At 63.0% G+C, this 17,639-nt stretch carries 15 protein-coding genes; 6 read left to right on the plus strand and 9 right to left on the minus strand.

Annotated elements, in window-relative coordinates:
• The first annotated feature begins 10 nt into the window (after positions 1-10).
• Positions 11-259: an RNA-binding protein gene (locus GM676_RS01285; RefSeq protein WP_155461562.1), complete on the plus strand. Its 249-nt coding sequence runs from the start codon at positions 11-13 to the stop codon at positions 257-259.
• Here the strand turns inward: GM676_RS01285 and GM676_RS01290 are convergent.
• From GM676_RS01290 to GM676_RS01320, 7 genes are read right to left on the minus strand one after another with little or no spacing between them, the layout of a single operon-like run.
• Complete coding sequence (locus GM676_RS01290; protein ID WP_155461563.1) at positions 256-1,914, minus strand: FAD-dependent oxidoreductase; 1,659 nt, start codon at positions 1,912-1,914, stop codon at positions 256-258. The genes GM676_RS01285 and GM676_RS01290 overlap by 4 nt on opposite strands.
• A gap of 41 nt (positions 1,915-1,955) precedes the next feature.
• A complete protein-coding gene (locus GM676_RS01295) occupies positions 1,956-3,317 on the minus strand; it encodes an FGGY-family carbohydrate kinase (protein WP_155461564.1) in 1,362 nt (453 codons plus the stop codon).
• Positions 3,314-4,312 carry an ABC transporter permease gene (locus GM676_RS01300; RefSeq protein ID WP_155461565.1) on the minus strand — a complete coding sequence of 333 codons (999 nt, stop codon included), beginning with the start codon at positions 4,310-4,312 and terminating at the stop codon, positions 3,314-3,316. The genes GM676_RS01295 and GM676_RS01300 overlap by 4 nt, the downstream gene beginning before the upstream one ends.
• On the minus strand, positions 4,309-5,292 hold the full coding sequence (locus tag GM676_RS01305) for an ABC transporter permease (RefSeq protein WP_155461566.1): 984 nt from the start codon (positions 5,290-5,292) through the stop codon (positions 4,309-4,311). The genes GM676_RS01300 and GM676_RS01305 overlap by 4 nt, the downstream gene beginning before the upstream one ends.
• Positions 5,289-6,806 carry a sugar ABC transporter ATP-binding protein gene (locus GM676_RS01310; RefSeq protein ID WP_155461567.1) on the minus strand — a complete coding sequence of 506 codons (1,518 nt, stop codon included), beginning with the start codon at positions 6,804-6,806 and terminating at the stop codon, positions 5,289-5,291. The genes GM676_RS01305 and GM676_RS01310 overlap by 4 nt, the downstream gene beginning before the upstream one ends.
• 12 nt (positions 6,807-6,818) lie before the next feature.
• Positions 6,819-7,805 carry a rhamnose ABC transporter substrate-binding protein gene (gene rhaS / locus GM676_RS01315; RefSeq protein WP_229262474.1) on the minus strand — a complete coding sequence of 329 codons (987 nt, stop codon included), beginning with the start codon at positions 7,803-7,805 and terminating at the stop codon, positions 6,819-6,821.
• A 17-nt stretch (positions 7,806-7,822) separates the two neighbouring features.
• The gene (locus GM676_RS01320) at positions 7,823-8,689 is read right to left on the minus strand and encodes a DeoR/GlpR family DNA-binding transcription regulator (protein WP_155461568.1); all 867 of its coding nucleotides are present in this window, start codon (positions 8,687-8,689) and stop codon (positions 7,823-7,825) included.
• Positions 8,690-8,957: 268 nt separating this feature from the next.
• On the opposite strand from GM676_RS01320, the gene GM676_RS01325 reads away from it, so the two are divergent.
• Genes GM676_RS01325 through GM676_RS01335 form a run of 3 tightly spaced genes read left to right on the plus strand, consistent with a single transcriptional unit; the run spans position 8,958 to position 12,662 of the window.
• Positions 8,958-11,036 (plus strand): bifunctional rhamnulose-1-phosphate aldolase/short-chain dehydrogenase, encoded by a 2,079-nt coding sequence (locus GM676_RS01325; RefSeq protein WP_155461569.1) that lies wholly within the window; start codon positions 8,958-8,960, stop codon positions 11,034-11,036.
• Between the two features lie 19 nt (positions 11,037-11,055).
• A complete protein-coding gene (gene rhaI / locus GM676_RS01330) occupies positions 11,056-12,351 on the plus strand; it encodes an L-rhamnose catabolism isomerase (RefSeq protein ID WP_371866055.1) in 1,296 nt (431 codons plus the stop codon).
• 2 nt (positions 12,352-12,353) lie between these two features.
• Positions 12,354-12,662, plus strand: a complete 309-nt coding sequence (locus GM676_RS01335; RefSeq protein ID WP_211923125.1) for an L-rhamnose mutarotase — start codon at positions 12,354-12,356, stop codon at positions 12,660-12,662.
• Here the strand turns inward: GM676_RS01335 and GM676_RS01340 are convergent.
• Positions 12,650-13,552, minus strand: coding sequence for an alpha/beta hydrolase (locus tag GM676_RS01340; protein ID WP_155461570.1), 903 nt, complete (start codon positions 13,550-13,552; stop codon positions 12,650-12,652). The two genes, GM676_RS01335 and GM676_RS01340, sit on opposite strands and share 13 nt — an antisense overlap.
• A 13-nt stretch (positions 13,553-13,565) precedes the next feature.
• Between GM676_RS01340 and GM676_RS01345 the strand changes: the two genes are divergently transcribed.
• Positions 13,566-14,195: a 3-keto-disaccharide hydrolase gene (locus tag GM676_RS01345; protein WP_170304185.1), complete on the plus strand. Its 630-nt coding sequence runs from the start codon at positions 13,566-13,568 to the stop codon at positions 14,193-14,195.
• Between the two features lie 129 nt (positions 14,196-14,324).
• On the opposite strand, the gene GM676_RS01350 is transcribed toward GM676_RS01345, so the two are convergent.
• On the minus strand, positions 14,325-15,026 hold the full coding sequence (locus tag GM676_RS01350; protein ID WP_155461572.1) for a glycine-rich domain-containing protein: 702 nt from the start codon (positions 15,024-15,026) through the stop codon (positions 14,325-14,327).
• 124 nt (positions 15,027-15,150) lie between these two features.
• Here GM676_RS01350 and GM676_RS01355 point away from each other — a divergent pair, with 124 nt between their 5' ends.
• Positions 15,151-17,637, plus strand: a complete 2,487-nt coding sequence (locus GM676_RS01355) for a cellulose binding domain-containing protein (RefSeq protein WP_170304186.1) — start codon at positions 15,151-15,153, stop codon at positions 17,635-17,637.
• Positions 17,638-17,639 lie beyond the last annotated feature (2 nt).

Raw genomic sequence — 17,639 nt, forward strand, 5'->3', positions numbered from 1 at the left:
GGAGCGCCGGATGCAGCTGATACTGAGAGGCTTGCACGCTGACGATTGCGAGGAAAGCGTGAAGCAGGAACTTGCCACCTACCTGCACGTCGTTCATGTGGAGATGGTGAGGGAGGGCCAGGACGACAATCCGTGGGCGCTGGTGGAGGTGGCGGACCCGTACGAGCGGGTCTGGAACGTCTGCAACCAGCTACGCGGCGTGTTCCATCGCGGTAAAGCGCTGCACCTGTCGATACCGCTGCATCACCGGGACGACTAGCGGGGGCGGGCCAGGAAGGCGTGGATCTGCGATACCACCGCCGCGCCTTCGCCCACCGCAGCCGCTACCCGCTTGGTGGAATTGGCGCGCACGTCGCCGATGGCAAACACGCCTGGCACGCTGGTCTCCAGTGCCGCCCGCGCGGCTGGCGCTCCGGGAACGTCGTAACCTGTCAGGATAAAGCCTTTATCGTCGACCTGCACACCGCAGTCGCCCAGCCAGCCGGTGTTCGGATCTGCGCCGATGAACAGGAACACCCGGCAAATGTCATAGTCTTTTTCCAGCATGCCGCGGTTGTCGCGCACACGCACTTGCTGCAAGCCTTCCTCGTCCGAGCCTTCCAGCGCGATGATTTCGGATTCCACATGCAATTCGATATTCGGCGTCGCCTCAATGCGCTCGATCAGATAGCTGGACATGGTGGAGGCCAGGCTGTCCTTGCGGATCAGGATATGCACCTTGGCCGCGTGGGCGGACAGATACACCGCCGCCTGTCCGGCGGAATTGCCGCCGCCGACCAATATCACTTCCTCGCTCGAACAAAGTCCGGCCTCCAGCGGCGAAGCCCAGTAGTACACGCCTTTGCCTTCAAATTGCTTGAGATTGGCGAGCGAAGGACGGCGATAGCGCGCGCCGCAGGACAGTACGATGCTGCGCCCTTGCAGGTGCGTCAGGCTGCCGCACATTTCCACCTGTAGCGGATAAGTGTCGCACAGCAGGCGCCCGGCCGGCGCCGGAATCGCCATCTTGACGCCAAATTTTTGCGACTGCACGAACGCGCGGCCGGCCAGCGCGCCACCCGATATGCCGGTCGGGAATCCGAGGTAGTTTTCGATGCGCGCACTGGCAGCGGCTTGGCCGCCATAGGCACGCGTTTCCAGTACCAGCACCGACAAGCCTTCCGATGCCGCATATACCGCGGTCGCCAGACCGGCAGGGCCGGCGCCGACCACGATCACGTCCCATATATCGTCCGGGCTGAGTTCCGGCAAGGTGCCAAGGCAGCGGCCCAGATCGACCACGGAAGGATTTTTCTTGACGTCGCCGTTGGGACACACTGCCAGCGGCCAGTCCCCGGGTTGTGGTTGATAGTGTTCGCATAGTGCGCGCGCCTGTTCGTCACCGCGCGGATCGAGCACCCGGTGCGGCAAGCCGTTGCTGGACAACCAGCCCTGCAAGGCGTGCATGCGCGGATGGCCCGGCGTGGCCACCAGTACCAGGCCGCCGTCCTTGCTCTCGATCTGCTCCACACGGCGCAGGATGAAGGCGCGGACGATGCGTTCGCCCAGCTCCGCCTCGGCGACGATCAGCGCGCGCAGTGATTCCACGCTCAGCAACAGTGCTTCGACCTCACCGATGGCGTGGCCGTTGACCAGCGTCGGTGCGCCGGCCAGTTGGCTGATTTCGCCGGCAAATTCCCCGGGACCATGTTCGGTGATGATGGAAGTATTCCCCAAGCCGTCGTAACGGCTGATGCAAATACCGCCTTTCAGCACCACATACATGCCGAAGTAGGTCAGCCCTGCCTCGAACAGGCGTTCACCGTCCTTGAAATGTACCAGTGCGCCGAAGCGCTGGATGCGTTTGATTTCTGCGGACGTCAGCTTGGGCAGCGCCTGGGCGGTGCGGGTCTTGAAGGTGTCGTAGATGGCCATGCGCCATAGTCTAGCGCGATTTTTTCTCCGTTCGCCAGATTCTAAAGTAAGACGTTTAGCCAGCGTTGTTTGTATTCCTCCCATCCCGCCAGCATCAGCGCCTGGGCGACATGTTTGCTGGTGGACGGCGAGCGGCCCCAGTGATGCAGCATCCAGCCGCCGCATGCGGTGCCGCTGCTGTCGTCTGTGTTGTACACGGTTTGTTGTGGGCGCAATGCGGCCAGCAAAGGTCCGAACCACTGGTTACCGGTGAAACTGCCCTCGATGGCGATGTCCGCGCCATCGGCGTTGACGCCCAGCGCATCGAGGCAGTAGTCGCTCATCAGCACGCAGTACAGCGTGGCCAGGGCGTAACGCTGCTTGCTGTTGGCCGGCAGTGGCCCGTCGATGCTGCCGGTGCGTGCGGCAAACGGACCGCTGGCGCCGGCAAAGCTGGGCAGCGCCATGGTGGCTTGCCCGATCAGGGTTTGCAGATCGGCGATGCCGCATGGTTCGGCGTCGCTGCCCGCCAGCTCGGCGAATTCGCGCCCGCCCATGAAACGCATGCAAGGCACCGCCTCGCCGAAGGCATTGCTGTTGGCGAGCATGTCGGATTGTTCGCGCAAGCCATCCAGCGGCATGCCGGGGGCGGCGGCGATCACCCAGGTGCCGGTGGAGAGCACGGCGGGCTGCGGCGTCGCGGTCAGGTGGCGCAGCAGCGAGGCGTTGCTGTCATGGATACCGCAGATGATGCGGCAGCCGGCCGGCAATCCGGTACGCAGCGCCAGCTCCGGCTTGATGGTGTGCAGCGGTGTCCACGCAGGCCGCAGCGATGGGAACAGCCGGTTCCAGCCCATGCGTTCCACCAGCGACGAATACTGTTTGCGCGCCGGCTGCCACAAATCGGTATGACAGCCCAGCGAGGTGACTTCGCTGGCTGCCACGCCGCACAGCCGCCAGGCCCAGTACTGCGGATACATCAGGATGTGGCGCGCGCGGCGGAACTGCTTGGGGAAGGCTTGCGATTGCCACACCAATTGGCGGCCAAGGTTCAAGCCCGCCGGCAGCATCGGTGAATGGGTGGCGGAATAGGGCGGACGCTCCACTGCGTAATGTGCCTGCTGCGATACCGGCAGCGCGTATTCGTAGTCCAACACCGGCAGTACCAGACCTTCGTCATCCACCAAGGCGGCGGTGGCGCCATGCGTGACGGGGACGATGGCGCTGACTTGCGCTTGCCGTGCGAAAGCGCGCATCCCCTCCAGCATCCATTCCCAGATGCGCTCCGTGTCGTGGTGAGGATACAACCCTTCGCGCACGATGGTATTGGGACTGCGTTGCTCGGCCAGCACCGCGCCGGCGTCGTCGAGCAGCACCAGCTTGGCATTGGTCTTGCCGATATCGAGAATGATGGTGGCGCTCATTTCTTCCGTCCGCGCAGCAGTCGTGGCAGGGCGATGGTCGCCAGCAGCAAGATGCCGATCACGATGGTCATGTAGATGCCGGGGATATTCGCCAGCGACAGACCATAAGTCACGGTGCCCAGCGTGAGCACGGCCAGCATCACGCCGGCGATGGTGCCCGCGCCACCGGCGATGCTGACGCCACCGAGAATGACCATGGTGATGATTTCCAGCTCCCAGCCCATGGCGATGTTGGGTCGGGTGCTGCCGATGCGCCCCGTCAGCAGGTAGCCCGCCAGGCCGGCCATGGCACCGGTCAGCATGAACAGGGCGAGGCGGTAGCGGTCCACGGCGATGCCGGAGAAGCGCGCGGCAACCGGGTTGTTACCGATGGCGTAGATGCGGCGTCCCCAGCTCGTTGCATGCAGCATCACCGCGAACAAGGCGGCGAATGCCAGCAGGATGATAAATTCGCGCGGGATGGTGTCGAAGAAGTAGCCCTGGCCCCAGTCGGCCATCAATTGCGGATAGCCGGTGTAGGCTTTATCGCCCAGCACCACGCTGGCCAGTCCGCGGAACAGCGAAACGGTGCCGATGGTGACGACGATGGACGGCAATCCAAAGCGCGTGACCATCACGCCGTTCAGCAAGCCACAGGCGGTGCCGGTGGCAAGCGCGATCGGCAGCAACGCTTCCGGCGGTGCGCCGTTGGCATTGGCCCAGCCCATGGCGACCGAGGCCAGCGCCAGGATGCCGGAGACGGAGATGTCGATTTCGCGGCAGATGATCAGCAATGCCATCGGCAGCGCGATCAATGCCTTCTCGCTGAAGTTGAAGGTGCCGTCCGCAAGGTTATCCAGATCGAGGAAGTTGGGCAGCAGTATGCCGTTCGCCACAAAGGCCGCCAGTAGCAGGAAGGCCAGCAGGCTTTCGCGGCGTCCCAGCGCGGTGCGGATGCGGAAGCCGGGACGATCGGCGATGATGTAGCGCGAGCCGCTATGCGCCATGGTGTTCATGCTGCACTCCTTCCATGCAGCGGCAGGATTTGCCGGCCGCCTTGTTTGCCGTTGCGGGCGTTGATCAGCACCGCGGTCAGGATCACGATGCCGGTCAGCGCGCTTTGCCAGAACGGCGATACTTTCACCACCGGCAGCGCGTTACCGATCACGGCGAGGAACAAGCCGCCCAGCACCGCGCCAGCCACGCTGCCGCAACCGCCGGCGATGCTGATGCCACCGATGACGCAGGCCGCGATCACGGTGAATTCGAAGCCGTAGGCGATTTCGGTGTAGGCCACGGCGTAGCGTGCCACCCACAGGTAGCCGCACAAGCCGGCCATGGCGCCCGACAGGCCGTAAGTCCACATCAGCCGTTTCGCAATCGGAATGCCGACGTAGCGCGCCGACGATGGCTGGTTGCCGATGGCGTACAGGTCGCGGCCAAAGCGGCTATAACGCGCCACGTACCATGCCGCCAGCACGGTCAACGCCGCGATCCACACCAGGTGCGTGATGCCCAGCAGCCGCGCCAGCGGGAATGCGATGAAGTCGGCCGGCATCTGGTGCGAGGACACCCACGCACCGCCGGACAGCACAAACACCATGCCGCGATACACGCTCATGGTGCCCAGCGTGACGACGATGGGCGGCAGATCGAGGTAGCCAATCAGGTAGCCGTTGACCAGGCCAAGCAGCAAGCCGATAGCCAGCGCCGCCAGAACCACCAGCACCAGCGGCAGCTCGGGGAAGCGCGCCGCAAGCAGGGCGGACATCATGCCCGATAGCGCCAGCGTGGAAGCCATCGACAAATCCACGCCACGCGTGACGATGACCAGCATTTGCGCCAGCGCCAGCATGATGAGCAACGTGCTGTCGGTCAGCAGGTTGGCCAGGCTGCCCGGCGTGATGAACACCGGGGCGCGTGCGCCCACCAGCACAATCAGCGCCACGATGCACAGCGCCAGCTGGGTTTCACGCATTTTCAACAGTGCCTTCATGCGCATTCCTCCACAGGCAGCGCGCAGCTGGAAGCTGCGGCCACAATCATTTCCGGCGTTGCCGCGCCGCGCAGGTATTCGCTCTCAATCCGGCCCTGATGCATGACGATGATGCGGTCCGCAAGGCCCATCACTTCCGGCAGCTCGGACGACACCAGGATCACCGACAGACCCTTGGCTACCAGCTCGCTGATAAAGCGGTGCACCGCGGCCTTGGAGCCGATGTCGATGCCTTTGGTCGGCTCGTCGAGAATAATCACTTTGGGATCGGTCGCCAGCCATTTGCCCAGCACGACCTTCTGCTGATTGCCACCGGAAAGCTCGGAGACGTTCTGCGTCAGGTGTGCCGCTTTCAATTCCAGCTGTTCGGCGTAGTGGCGCGCAATGGCCGTCTCCTGTGCGCGCCGTCCGCGCAGGAAGAAGCCGACCCGTGACAGGATCGGCAGTGTGATGTTGTGCAGGATCGGCAGCGTCAAATGGGCGCCCTGGTGCTGGCGGTCTTCCGGCACGTAGGCGATGCCGTGCGCGATGGCATCGGCAGCCGAGCCGATGGCGGCGGGCTTGCCATTGATGCTCACCGAGCCGCGCACGCCGGGCGTGAGGCCAAACAGGGCTTGCATCACTTCGGAGCGGCCGGCGCCGACCAAACCGTAAAAGCCCAGTATCTCGCCTTGGCGCAGCGAGAAGCTGACGTCGTCAAATTCGGTGGGGTGGCTGAGGTTACGCACTTCCAGCACGACTTCGCCGGGCGTGACGTCGGCCTTGGGATAGGCTTCCTTGACCGAACGGCCAACCATCAGCGCCACCAGTTCCGGCTCCGTGATATCGGCCAGCGCGCCCTCGGCGATGAACTGGCCGTCGCGCAGCACGGTGTAGCGGTCCGCCACAGTGAAAATCTCGTCAAACTTGTGCGAGATGAAAATCACCGCCGTGCCGGCGGCACGCAACTGGCCGATGATGCGGTACAGCTCCTGAATCTCGCGTTGCGACAGCGAGGCGGTTGGCTCGTCGAGGATGACGACGCGCGCATCCTGCGACAGGGCGCGCGCAATCTCCACAAAATGGCGCTGCGCCACGCTCAGATCCTTCACCCGGGCGCGTACAGGCAGCGATACTTCCAGCCGGGCGAACAGCTTTTCCGCCTCGGCTTCAATCAGCTTCCAGTCAATGCGCGCGCCACGTACTGGCTGGCGGCCGACGTAGATATTCTCCGCCACAGTCAACTCGTCAAACATTACGGTTTCCTGATGCACGGCCGTGATCCCGGCCCGCATGGCGTCCTGCGCGTTGGCGAAAGCCACCGGCTGGCCTGCCAGCGTGATGCTGCCTTCGTCCGGTTGATAAATGCCAGTCAGCGTTTTCACCAGCGTGGATTTGCCTGCGCCGTTCTCGCCGATCAGCGCCATCACTTCGCCGGCGCGCACCGTCAGCGCAACCTGATTAAGCGCGACGATGCCCGCAAAACGCTTGCATATTCCGGTCAGTTGCAGGACCGGGCTTGTATTGGAGGTCATAAAAAGCCCGGCTCAGAAGATCTTGGAGAATTTATCGACGTTGCTCTTGTCGTAGGTGAATGGCGGCGCCATTGAACCCTCGCCATTGGCATCGATGGCGATGCTGCCCATCCGGCCTGCGGAGATGCTGCCGCCCGGGCGCGCCGTCGGTTGCTTCTGCACGAAGTCATATGCCGCATAGGTCGCCGCATAGCCAAGATCGATCGGATTCCAGATCGCGAACTCGCGTACCGCGCCGCTCTTCACGTGACCCGCCATCTCCGACGGCAGCCCCAGTCCGGTGACGAACACCTTGCCCACCAAATGCTCATCCACCACGGCCTTGCTGGCGGCGTTGATGCCCACCGTGGTGGGCGAAATGATCACCTTCAGATGCGGGTTGCTGCGCAACAGGCCTATCGCTTCGCGGTAGCTCTTGTCCGACTGGTCGTCGCCGTAGACCGTAGCCACCAGTTTCAGTTTGGCGTACTCCGGCTTCTCCAGCGTTTTCTTCATCACGCCGATCCAGATATTCTGGTTGGTGGCTTGCGCCGATGCGGACAGGATGGCGATTTCGCCTGCGCCGCCGGCCGCGTCAGCCGCCATCTGAATCTGCTTCTCGCCGATCAGCTCCGCGTTGGAAGGATTCAGCTGCATCAAACGGCCTTCCGGCGCCAGCCCGCTGTCGAAGGAAATCACCTTGATGCCGCGCGCCATGGCTTTCTTCGTGATCGGCACCAGCGCATTCGGGTCGTTGGCCGAGATGACGATGGCGTTGACCTTTTGGCTGATCAGCGAATTGATGATCTCAATCTGGCCTTCGGCGCTGGGCGTGGTGGGGCCGGTGTAGATGATCTCCACATTCTTCAATTCCTTGGCGGCGTCGTTGGCGCCGGTGTGGGCGGCGTCGAAGAAGCCGTTGCCGAGGTTTTTCACCACCATGGCGATGCGGATGTGGTCAGGCGCTTTCTCTTTGCAGCCCGCGATGGCCGTAAGCAGGCCGGCGGCAACGGCCGCCAATACGATCTTCCTGAGCTTCAATGTGTCGCCTCCGGCTGGAACATGCCCACGGCTTCATAGCCATACGGTGCGTTGAAGGCCGACGGCGCCATTTGCACCGGCAGCGCTTCGCGCTCCACAGTCACCACGCGCACGCCGGATTGTTCCAGCAGCTGCACGGCCGAATCGGATGCTTCGGTGTCGGTGATCACGGTCGAAACGCGGTTCAAGCCGCACAGGATCAGGCCCGCCTTCTTGGCGAACTTGGAACTGTCGGCCAGCACGATCAATTCCTCGGCTTGCGAGATCAGGCGCTTCTCGGCCTGGATCAACAGCGGGTCGGCCTCCATCAGGCCAAGCAGCGACAGGCCGTAGACGCTCATGAACATCTTGGCGGCGTAGTGATGCTGGGTGATGTCGTTGTCGAAGGGGCTGAGGATGACGTTCTGCTCGCGGTACACCTTTCCGCCGGGGACGATGATCTCGTTCTCGCTGGAGACCAGCAGGCGCTCGGCCATCAGGAAGGAGTTGGTGAGGATCTTGAGGTGATGGTCGGTCAGGAATTCGGCCATCATGAAGGTGGTGGTGCCGCCGTTGATGATGATGGTTTCACCCTCGTTGCACATGCCTGCCGCGTAGCGGGCGATGGCGCGTTTGTGCTCGGCGCGGCACTGGATATTGTTCTGGAAGGTTTCGCTGGTGAGCGTGAAGCCGCGCTTTTTCTGCTCAAGATTGGCGGCGCCGCCGCGCGTCCGGGTGAGCAGGCTGCGGGCGGCCAGCCAGCTGATATCGCGCCGCACGGTGGCGGGCGAAGCGTTCAGCCAATCGACCAGTTGCGGCACACTGGCCGTATTATGTTCGGCAAGCAGTTTCAGCAAACGCTTGCGACGCTTGTGATTTACCATTTAAGTCTCCTTTTATTCTGGGCTACTACCGCCATTGCTGCGGTGTGCCCGTTTATTAGTGACAAAGGCTAAACACTTCCAAATCGCTCGTCAATCACTGATCGATCAATTCGGTGATTGTTTCGATGAGCGTTTTCATTTTTGAACACAATCTGATCATCGGCTTGATTATTTGATTCTTGCTCATCATCTTGATTGCTTCTGCATTGACACCCTTGGCGCGCCGGTTTCTACTGAACAGAGTAAAACACAACTACGGAGACCAGCAATGAAAGAACCCCCGATCACTTCCTTGTGGGACGACGCCGCAGCCGCCAGCATGAGCGAGCCTGAGCTGCTGCTATACCGTTCCAATCTGCTTGGATCGGATCTGCGCATTACCAATTTCGGCGGCGGGAATACCTCGGCCAAGGTGATGATGGAAGATCCGCTCACCGGTGCGCAGGTGGAGGTGCTGTGGGTGAAGGGCTCCGGCGGTGACCTGGGCAGCATCAAGATCGACGGCTTCTCCACGCTCTACATGGAAAAGCTGCAAGCGCTGAAGGGCCGCTATCGCGGGCTGGCGCATGAAGACGAGATGGTGGCTTATCTGCCGCACTGCACCTTCAACCTGAATCCGCGCGCCGCCAGCATCGACACGCCGTTGCATGCTTACATCGCCCGCAAGCACGTCGACCATATGCACCCGGATTCGGTGATCGCGATCGCCGCCTGCGCCAGCAGCCAGGCGCTGACGCAAAAGATTTTTGAGGGGGAGCTGGGTTGGCTGCCATGGCAGCGTCCCGGCTATGACCTGGGCCTGAAGCTGGAAGCGCTGTCGCAATCGCAGCCTCACCTGAAAGGCATCATCCTCGAAGGCCATGGCTTGTTCACCTGGGGCGATACCGCCAAGTCCTGCTATGAAACCACGCTGGCCATCATCAAGCGCGCCGAGGAATGGCTGGCGGCGAACGTCAGGCAGCCGGTGTTCGGCGGCGCCGCCATTGCGCCGCTGCCGGCGGAAGAACGCAGCGCGCTGGCAGCGAAGCTGATGCCGGTACTGCGCGGGAAAATCAGCCGCGACGAATACAAGCTCGGTCACTTCGACGACAGTGCGGCGGTGCTGGAGTTTGTGTGCAGCCGCGATTTGCAGCCGCTGGCGGCGTTGGGCACCTCCTGCCCGGATCATTTCCTGCGCACCAAAATCCGCCCCTTCGTGATCAACTATGACGGCGATTTCGACAAGCTGGTGGCCGGTCTGGATGACGCGCTGGAGGCCTACCGTGCCGACTACAAGGCTTACTACGACCGCTGCAAGCGCGCCAACAGCCCGGCCGTGCGCGACGCGAATCCGATCATATACCTGATTCCGGGCGTCGGCATGCTGTCCTTCGCCAAGGACAAGGCGACGGCGCGTATCGCCGGTGAATTTTACGTCAACGCCGTCAACGTGATGCGCGGCGCGAACGGCGTGGATAGCTACGTCGGCCTGCCGGAGCAGGAGGCTTTCGATATCGAATACTGGCTGCTGGAAGAAGCCAAGCTGCAACGCATGCCCAAGCCTAAGAGCCTGGCCGGCCGTATCGCGCTGGTGACCGGCGGTGCCGGCGGCATCGGCCAAGCGGTGGCGAAGCAGCTGCTGCAAGAGGGCGCATGCGTGATGCTGACCGATATCGATCAGGAGGCGCTGGAGCAGGCGCACAAGGAGCTGGCCAAGGCCGGCGGCAAGGACAATGTGGGCAGCGTGGTGGCCAACATCACCAGTGAAACCGAGGTGGAAAATGTGCTGAAAGCCGCGTCGCTGCGCTTCGGCGGGCTGGATCTGCTGGTGTCCAACGCGGGCATCGCCTCGTCGGCGCCGCTGGAAGACACCACCATGGACGTCTGGCAGCGCAATCAGGACATTCTGGTCAAAGGCTACTTCCTCGCTAGCCGCGAAGCCTTCCGCATCATGAAGCAGCAAAAGTTGGGCGGCAGCATGGTGTTCGTGGCGAGTAAAAATGGCCTGGTGGCGTCGGCCGGCGCGTCGGCCTACTGCACCGCCAAAGCGGCCGAGATCCATCTGGCGCGCTGCGTTGCGCTGGAAGGCGCGCCGCACCGTATCCGCGTCAACGTGGTCAATCCCGATGCGGTGATCCGTGGTTCGCGCATCTGGGACGGCAAATGGAAGCAGGAGCGCGCGCAATCGAACAAGATCGACGCCGATGACGTGGAAGCCTTTTACCGTGATCGCAGCATGCTGAAACTGAGCGTGCTGCCGGAGGATATCGCCGAGGCGGTGTACTTCCTCGCCAGCGACAAGGCTGCCAAAAGCACTGGTAATATCCTGAACGTGGACGCCGGCAACGCGGGCGCATTCACGCGCTAAGAAGAATCAAGGAGACAATGTGAGCACCATCATCGACAGCGGCCGCCTGGCCGAGCATAACGCTCAGCTGCGCGCCGGACTGAATGCGGACTACGAAGCGCTGGGCGGCATGCTGGCCCGGCGCGGCGTGGATATCGAAAAGCTGACCGCCGCCGCGCAGGGCTTTGCCGTGGCTTTGCCCAGCTGGGGCGTCGGTACCGGCGGCACGCGCTTTGCGCGCTTCCCGGGGCGTGGCGAGCCGCGCAACGTGTTTGAAAAACTGGACGACTGCGCGGTTATCCATCAACTGACGCGCGTCACGCCGGGCGTGTCGCTGCACTTCCCTTGGGATAAGACCACCGATCCGGCCGCGTTGCGCCAGCAGGCGGAAAGCCATGGCCTGTATTTCGACGCGGTGAACTCCAACACCTTTCAGGATCAGGCAGGGCAGGAGCATACCTATAAATTCGGCAGCCTGACCGCCATCAATGCCGACACCCGGGCGCAGGCGGTGCGGCACAATATCGAATGCATCGAGCTGGGACGCGTGCTCGGGTCGAAGGCGCTGACGGTGTGGGTGGGCGACGGCGCCAACTTCCCCGGCCAGCACAATCTGCGCGGTGCGCTGGAGCGCTACCTGGGCAGCATGCGCGAAATTTACGCGGCCTTGCCGGCGGATTGGCTGATGTTCATCGAGCATAAGCTGTTTGAACCGGCGTTCTACGCCACCACCATCGCCGACTGGGGCACCAGCTTTGCCTGCGCGCAGACGCTGGGCGACAAGGCGCGCTGCCTGGTCGATCTGGGCCACCACGCGCCAAACACCAATATCGAGATGATCGTGGCGCGGCTGGCGCAATTCGGCAAGCTGGGTGGCTTCCACTTCAACGACAGCAAGTACGGTGATGACGATCTGGATTCGGGCAGCATCAATCCCTTCCAGCTGTTCCTGGTGTTTAACGAGCTGGCCGATGCGGCGGAGCGTGACGGCGCGGCCTTCAAGCCAGCCTACATGCTGGACCAGTCGCACAATGTCACCGATCCGATCGAAAGCCTGATGAACAGCGCAGTGGAAGTGCAACGCGCTTTCGTGCAGGCGCAATTGGTCGATCGCGCGGCCTTGCGCCAGCATCAGGAAGCCAATGATGCGCTGCAATCGGCGCAGGCGCTCAAGCACGCCTACCGCACCGATGTCAGTGCCATCCTGGCGATGGCACGGCTGCGTGCCGGCGGCGCCATCGATCCGGTGGCGTTCTACCGCGGCAGCGGTTATCGCGACCGGGCGGCGGAAGCGCGTCCGGCCAGGGCTGGCGCCAGCAGCAGCGGCATTGTGTGACCATGCGCGCTTTCCGCATGCAGCTCAAGCCAGGTGCCGCCGCCGAGTACAAGCGGCGGCACGATGAGTTGTGGCCTGATCTGGGCAAGGCGCTGCGCGACGCGGGCATCTACGATTATTCGATCTTTCTGGATGAGGAGAGCTTGCAGCTGTTCGCAGTCTTCAAGCTGTGGCCGGATCATAAGATCGAGGATCTGCCGTTAAAGCCTGTCATGCAACGCTGGTGGGATTACATGGCGGACCTGATGGAAGTCGAACCGGGCAACCGGCCACGCGAGTGGCCGTTACAGCAGATGTTTCACTTCGCCTGATTCAGCAGGCCGCGATCGCGCAGCCATTCTTCCGCGCGGCGCGGCCATAGCGACGAGGTGCCAAGGCCATCGCGCATGCCCATGCCGTGGCCGCCGTGTTCCAGCAAATACATCTCGGCCGGGACTTTGTTCCTGGTCAGGGCCTGATAGAACAGGATGCTGTTCTCCACCGGGACGGCGGTATCGGCCTGCGTATGAATCAGCAGCGTCGGCGGTGTGGCCGGCGTCACCTGTTTTTCCAGCGACATCAAATTTAATGTCTCCGCCGACGGCGCAGCGCCCAGCAATGCCTTGCGCGAGCCGGCGTGCGCGGCCGGGTCCTGCATGGTAATCACCGGGTACATCAGCATCAGGAAGTCCGGCCGGGCGCTGACGTTGTCCAGCGCCGCGCCAGTACGGCCAGCGGGGTTATCGAAAAGTGTACCGGCGCTGGCCGCGAGGTGGCCGCCGGCCGAGCTGCCCATCACGCCGATGCGGTCCGGGCGGATACCAAATTCCGCCGCCCGCGAGCGCAGCATGCGCACCGCGCGCAGCACATCTTGCAATGGCGCTGGATGTCCATACTCCTGCATGCGATACTTGAGCACAAAGCTGGTCACGCCCAGGGTACTGAGCCAGGTCGCATACTGATCGCCTTCGCGCGCGGTCGCCATGCGCACGTAGCCGCCGCCGGGGCAAATGATCACCGCTGTGCCGTTAGGATGGTCGACCGCCGGGCCGATCATGGTCAGCGCCGGCTCGCTGACGTTGGAGGTGTAGCCGTCGCCAACCTTTTCGGGGCCGATGTTGCGCTGGCCCGGCACGCCTTCCGGCCAAAGCGGGATCATATTGGCGGCGGCGGAGGCGTATCCGGCGGCGCCCAGCATTAAAACAAGCAGTATTTTTTTCATGGAGGAGAGTTTAGTGAACAAGTTGTTGGGCGCCCTGATCTTAACCGTGTTCGCGCAAAGCGCGGGCGCCGTAGCGCTGTTTAATGGCCGCGATTTCAGCGGCTGGGAATTGCAAACCACACCGGCGGCCGCGATTGCGGACGCCTTCCGCGTGCTGCCGGATGGCGTGATCGCATCGACCGGCAAGCCGTCCGGCTTCATCGCGACACAGGAGAACTATCGCAACTACAAGCTGCACGTGGAATGGCGCTGGACCGGCAAGCCGGGTAACGGCGGCGTGCTGCTGCACATCAGTCCCGGCACGTTCGACCGCGTGTGGCCTGTCAGTTTGCAGGTGCAAACCAAATTTGGCAATGCCGGCGATCTGCTGCCGATGGCGGCCGGCAGTTTCGCCGAGCCGCTGACCAGCGCACCAGGGGCCGAGACGCGCATCAAGGCCCGTACGGCGCCGGATAGCGAGAAGCCCGCGGGCGAATGGAACGAGTGCGATATCGTCAGCCGTGATGGCGTGGTGGAAGTGAGCTTGAACGGCGTGCCGCAAAACCGGGTGTCGCATGTATCGCCTGCATCGGGACGGATCGGCTTTCAGCTGGAAGGAACGCCTTACGAACTGCGTCATGTGGAGTTGACGCCGCTGGATTAAGTAGAAAATCCCGCCGGCCGAAGAGACGAGGGAGAGTGTAGACCGGCGGGGAAGGAGTGCAGGGCTAGTATCGGGATACAGGCGGAAGGTGTCAACCGCCTGCGCGATCTAATCATTTTTATGATCGCATCAGTCTCCGCCGCAACCACCGCCACCGCAACTGCCGCCATCGCCGCCGCCGCCATCCCCGCCGCCGTCGCTCCCTCCACAGCCGCTGATATCCGCACCGCCACCGCAGCCACTGGACACGCTTCCCAGGTCGGCGCCGCAATACGGCGCCGCGCCGCCGTCATCCTTGCGCTGGAAGCCGCTGCAATCCGGGACATAAGTGAATCCATTCGGGATATCCAGCTTGCCATCCAGCGCAAATAACAAGGGCAAGCGCGCGGGCTTGTGCGGATTGATGTTCTCCTCATGGCAGGCGTGAAACCAGGTCCGCCGTATGCCGGCGTTGCCTTGCTGTCCTGGGCTCAGCACCGCCGCCGGCGTGTGATGCAGGAAGCGGCCGAACGCGCGCCGGCAGAACTGATCGTAGTTCCTTGTATAGAGAATGAACTCATGCCACAAGTCGTCCGCCACCTGCGACGGCATGGAGACATACTTGCGCCCACTTTTCAGATGGGCGAGGAAGAACTGCCGCAAGCCTTGCGCCACCAACTGGCAGTCTTTCAGGCTCAGCTGCGGATGGCGCGCGCGCAGCTTGTCAAACAGGCCATGCGGCAGGATGAAGTCCCGGATATAGGCCTCACGGCGCGCACGGCGCTGGCGCTGCCACAGGAAAGCGGACAGGCCGGCGAAGCCAAAACAGGCGATGGTGGTGGCGATGTTCATGTGTGATTTGCCAAATTTCGTTCCCGGATTTGGTGGATTTCATAATTGCGGCGACATGAAACCAGTTGCAGAATGGTTTCGCGCGCAGCAATGCGTAATAACTATAAATCGACGGAGACAAAAAATGAAGGTCAAACATAGCCTGGCGCTGTTGCTTGCAGCGCTGACGACACCGCTCGCCTGTACGGCGGAAAACTACCACTGGGACTCGGTGGCCATCGGGGGAGGTGGCTATGTGACCGGCATCATCCCAAGCAAATCCGAACGCGGCATGGTGTATGCCCGCACCGACGTCGGCGGCGCCTATCGTTGGGATCAGAACGCCGCCCGCTGGATCGCCCTGACCGACTGGATTGGCGAGGCCGACATCGGCCTGCTCGGCATCGAGTCGCTGGCGATCGATCCGCGCAACGCCGCCAATATCTATCTGCTGGCCGGCACCAGCTACTTCAGCAGCGGCAAGACCGCCATCCTGCGTTCGACCGACTACGGCAAGACCTTCACCGTGACCGACGTGAGCACGCAATTCAAGACCCATGGCAACGGCATGGGACGCCAGAATGGCGAGCGGCTGCAAGTCGATCCCGGCTCCAGCAATGTGCTGTACGTGGGCACGCGCCGCAATGGCCTGTTCAAGAGCGTGGATTCGGGGGCGACCTGGAACCGTCTGGCCTCGCTGGACATCACCACCACGCCGAACGACAACGGCATCAGTTTTGTGCTGCCCGATCCGTCCAGCGTGAGCGGCGGCGTGGCCAAGCGCATCTTCGTCGGCGTGTCGCGCTTCGCCTCGAACGCGCCCAACCTGTACTTCAGCGCCGACGCCGGCGCCACTTTCACGGCGGTGAAAGGCGGGCCGACCGGTAGCCTGATGCCGCAACGCGCCGCCATTTCATCCAAGGGCAAACTGTATGTCACCTACGCCAACGGCGCCGGCCCGCATCCGGCCGATGGCGAACCAATGGACAATGGCCAGATCTGGGAATACAACGCGGTCGGCGGCAACTGGGTCAATATCACCCCGGCCGGCCTGGCGCGCCCGTTTGGCGGCATCAGCGTCGACCCGGCCAATCCCAAGCATCTGGTGGCATCCACCATCAATACCTGGCTGCCGCAGGGCAGCGGCTACGGTGACCATATCCTGACCTCGCTCGACGCCGGCCGCAGCTGGACCGATGTGGTGGCGCGCGGCTTCGCGCTCGATAACGGCGGCGCCAACTGGATCAGCGGCGGACAGTCGATCCACTGGGCAGGCTCGATCGAGTTCGATCCGTTCGACACCAAGAAGGTGTGGGTAGGCTCCGGCAACGGCCTGTTTAAAACCAGCGATATCGATGCGCCAACCACCACCTGGAACTTCAACGTGGCCGGCCTGGAAGAAACCGTGCCGTTCAACTTCGAGACCGTGCCGGAAGGCCCGCTGGTGTCCACCATCGGCGACTTCGACGGCTTTATCAACACCGATCCGGCGCAATATGGCGTCCAGCACAGCCCTGGCATGGGCACCACCAGCGGCCTGGCGATCGCGCCGCAGGATGGCCGCATCATGGCGCGCGCTGGCTCGTCGCTGTACTACTCCACCAACGGCGGCGCAAGCTGGAACAAGTCGGCGTCGTTCAACGGCTCGCAAGGACAACTGGCCTTGTCGGCGGATGGCGCCGTGCTGCTGCACAGCCCCGCCAATTCCAGCACCAGCTACCGCTCGACCAACTTTGGCGGCAGCTGGACTGCCATCGCCGGTCTGGGCGTCAACAATGCGCGTCCGGTGGCGGACCCGGTCAACCCGAACAAGTTCTACGCCTACGATGGCGGCGGCCTGCTGGCCAGCGTGGACGGCGGCGCCAGTTTCGCGGCGGCCGGCAATCCGGGCAGCGGCGGTTCCAGCATCATCCGGCTGGCGCCTGGCCGGGAAGGGGACGTGTGGGTGTGCCTGAACGGCGGCGGCTTGACCCGTTCCACCGATTCCGGCGCCACCTTCACCAAGATCGCCAGCGTGAACCAATGTACCGCCGTCGGTTTCGGCAAGGCCGCGCCTGATGCGGCATATCCGACCATCTACCTGCTGGGCACCGTCGGCGGCACGCGCGGTGTCCTGCGCTCCACCGATGCCGGCGCGACCTGGGTGCGCATCAACGACGATGCCCACGTGTACGGCGGCAGCGGCAACGCCCACATGATCAACGGCGACCTGAATGTCTACGGCCGCGTGTACATGAGTACCGCGGGCCGCGGCATCGCCTACGGCAGCGCGGACGACAACGGCGACGTGCTCGTCACGCCGGTGACCGCCGGCCCGCCGGTCACGCCACAACCGGTCAACCAGTGCAGCTACGTGGTGACGGCTTCGTGGAGCGGTGGTTACAACGCGGCGGTACGCATCACCAACAATCGCAACACAGTGATCAACGGCTGGTCGGTCAGCTGGACCTATACAGACAACTCAGTGGTGCAAGGGTACTGGAACGCCGCCGTTACAGGCAGCAGCCCGACCTATACAGCGACACCTAACCAGACCTGGAACCACGACATCTATCCGGGCAATACGGTGGAATTCGGCATGACGGTCAGCGGTTCGGCCATACCGGTCGTCACCGGCGACGCGTGCAATTAATA

This window comes from Duganella radicis (assembly GCF_009720825.1).
Taxonomy (GTDB): domain Bacteria; phylum Pseudomonadota; class Gammaproteobacteria; order Burkholderiales; family Burkholderiaceae_D; genus Rugamonas; species Rugamonas radicis.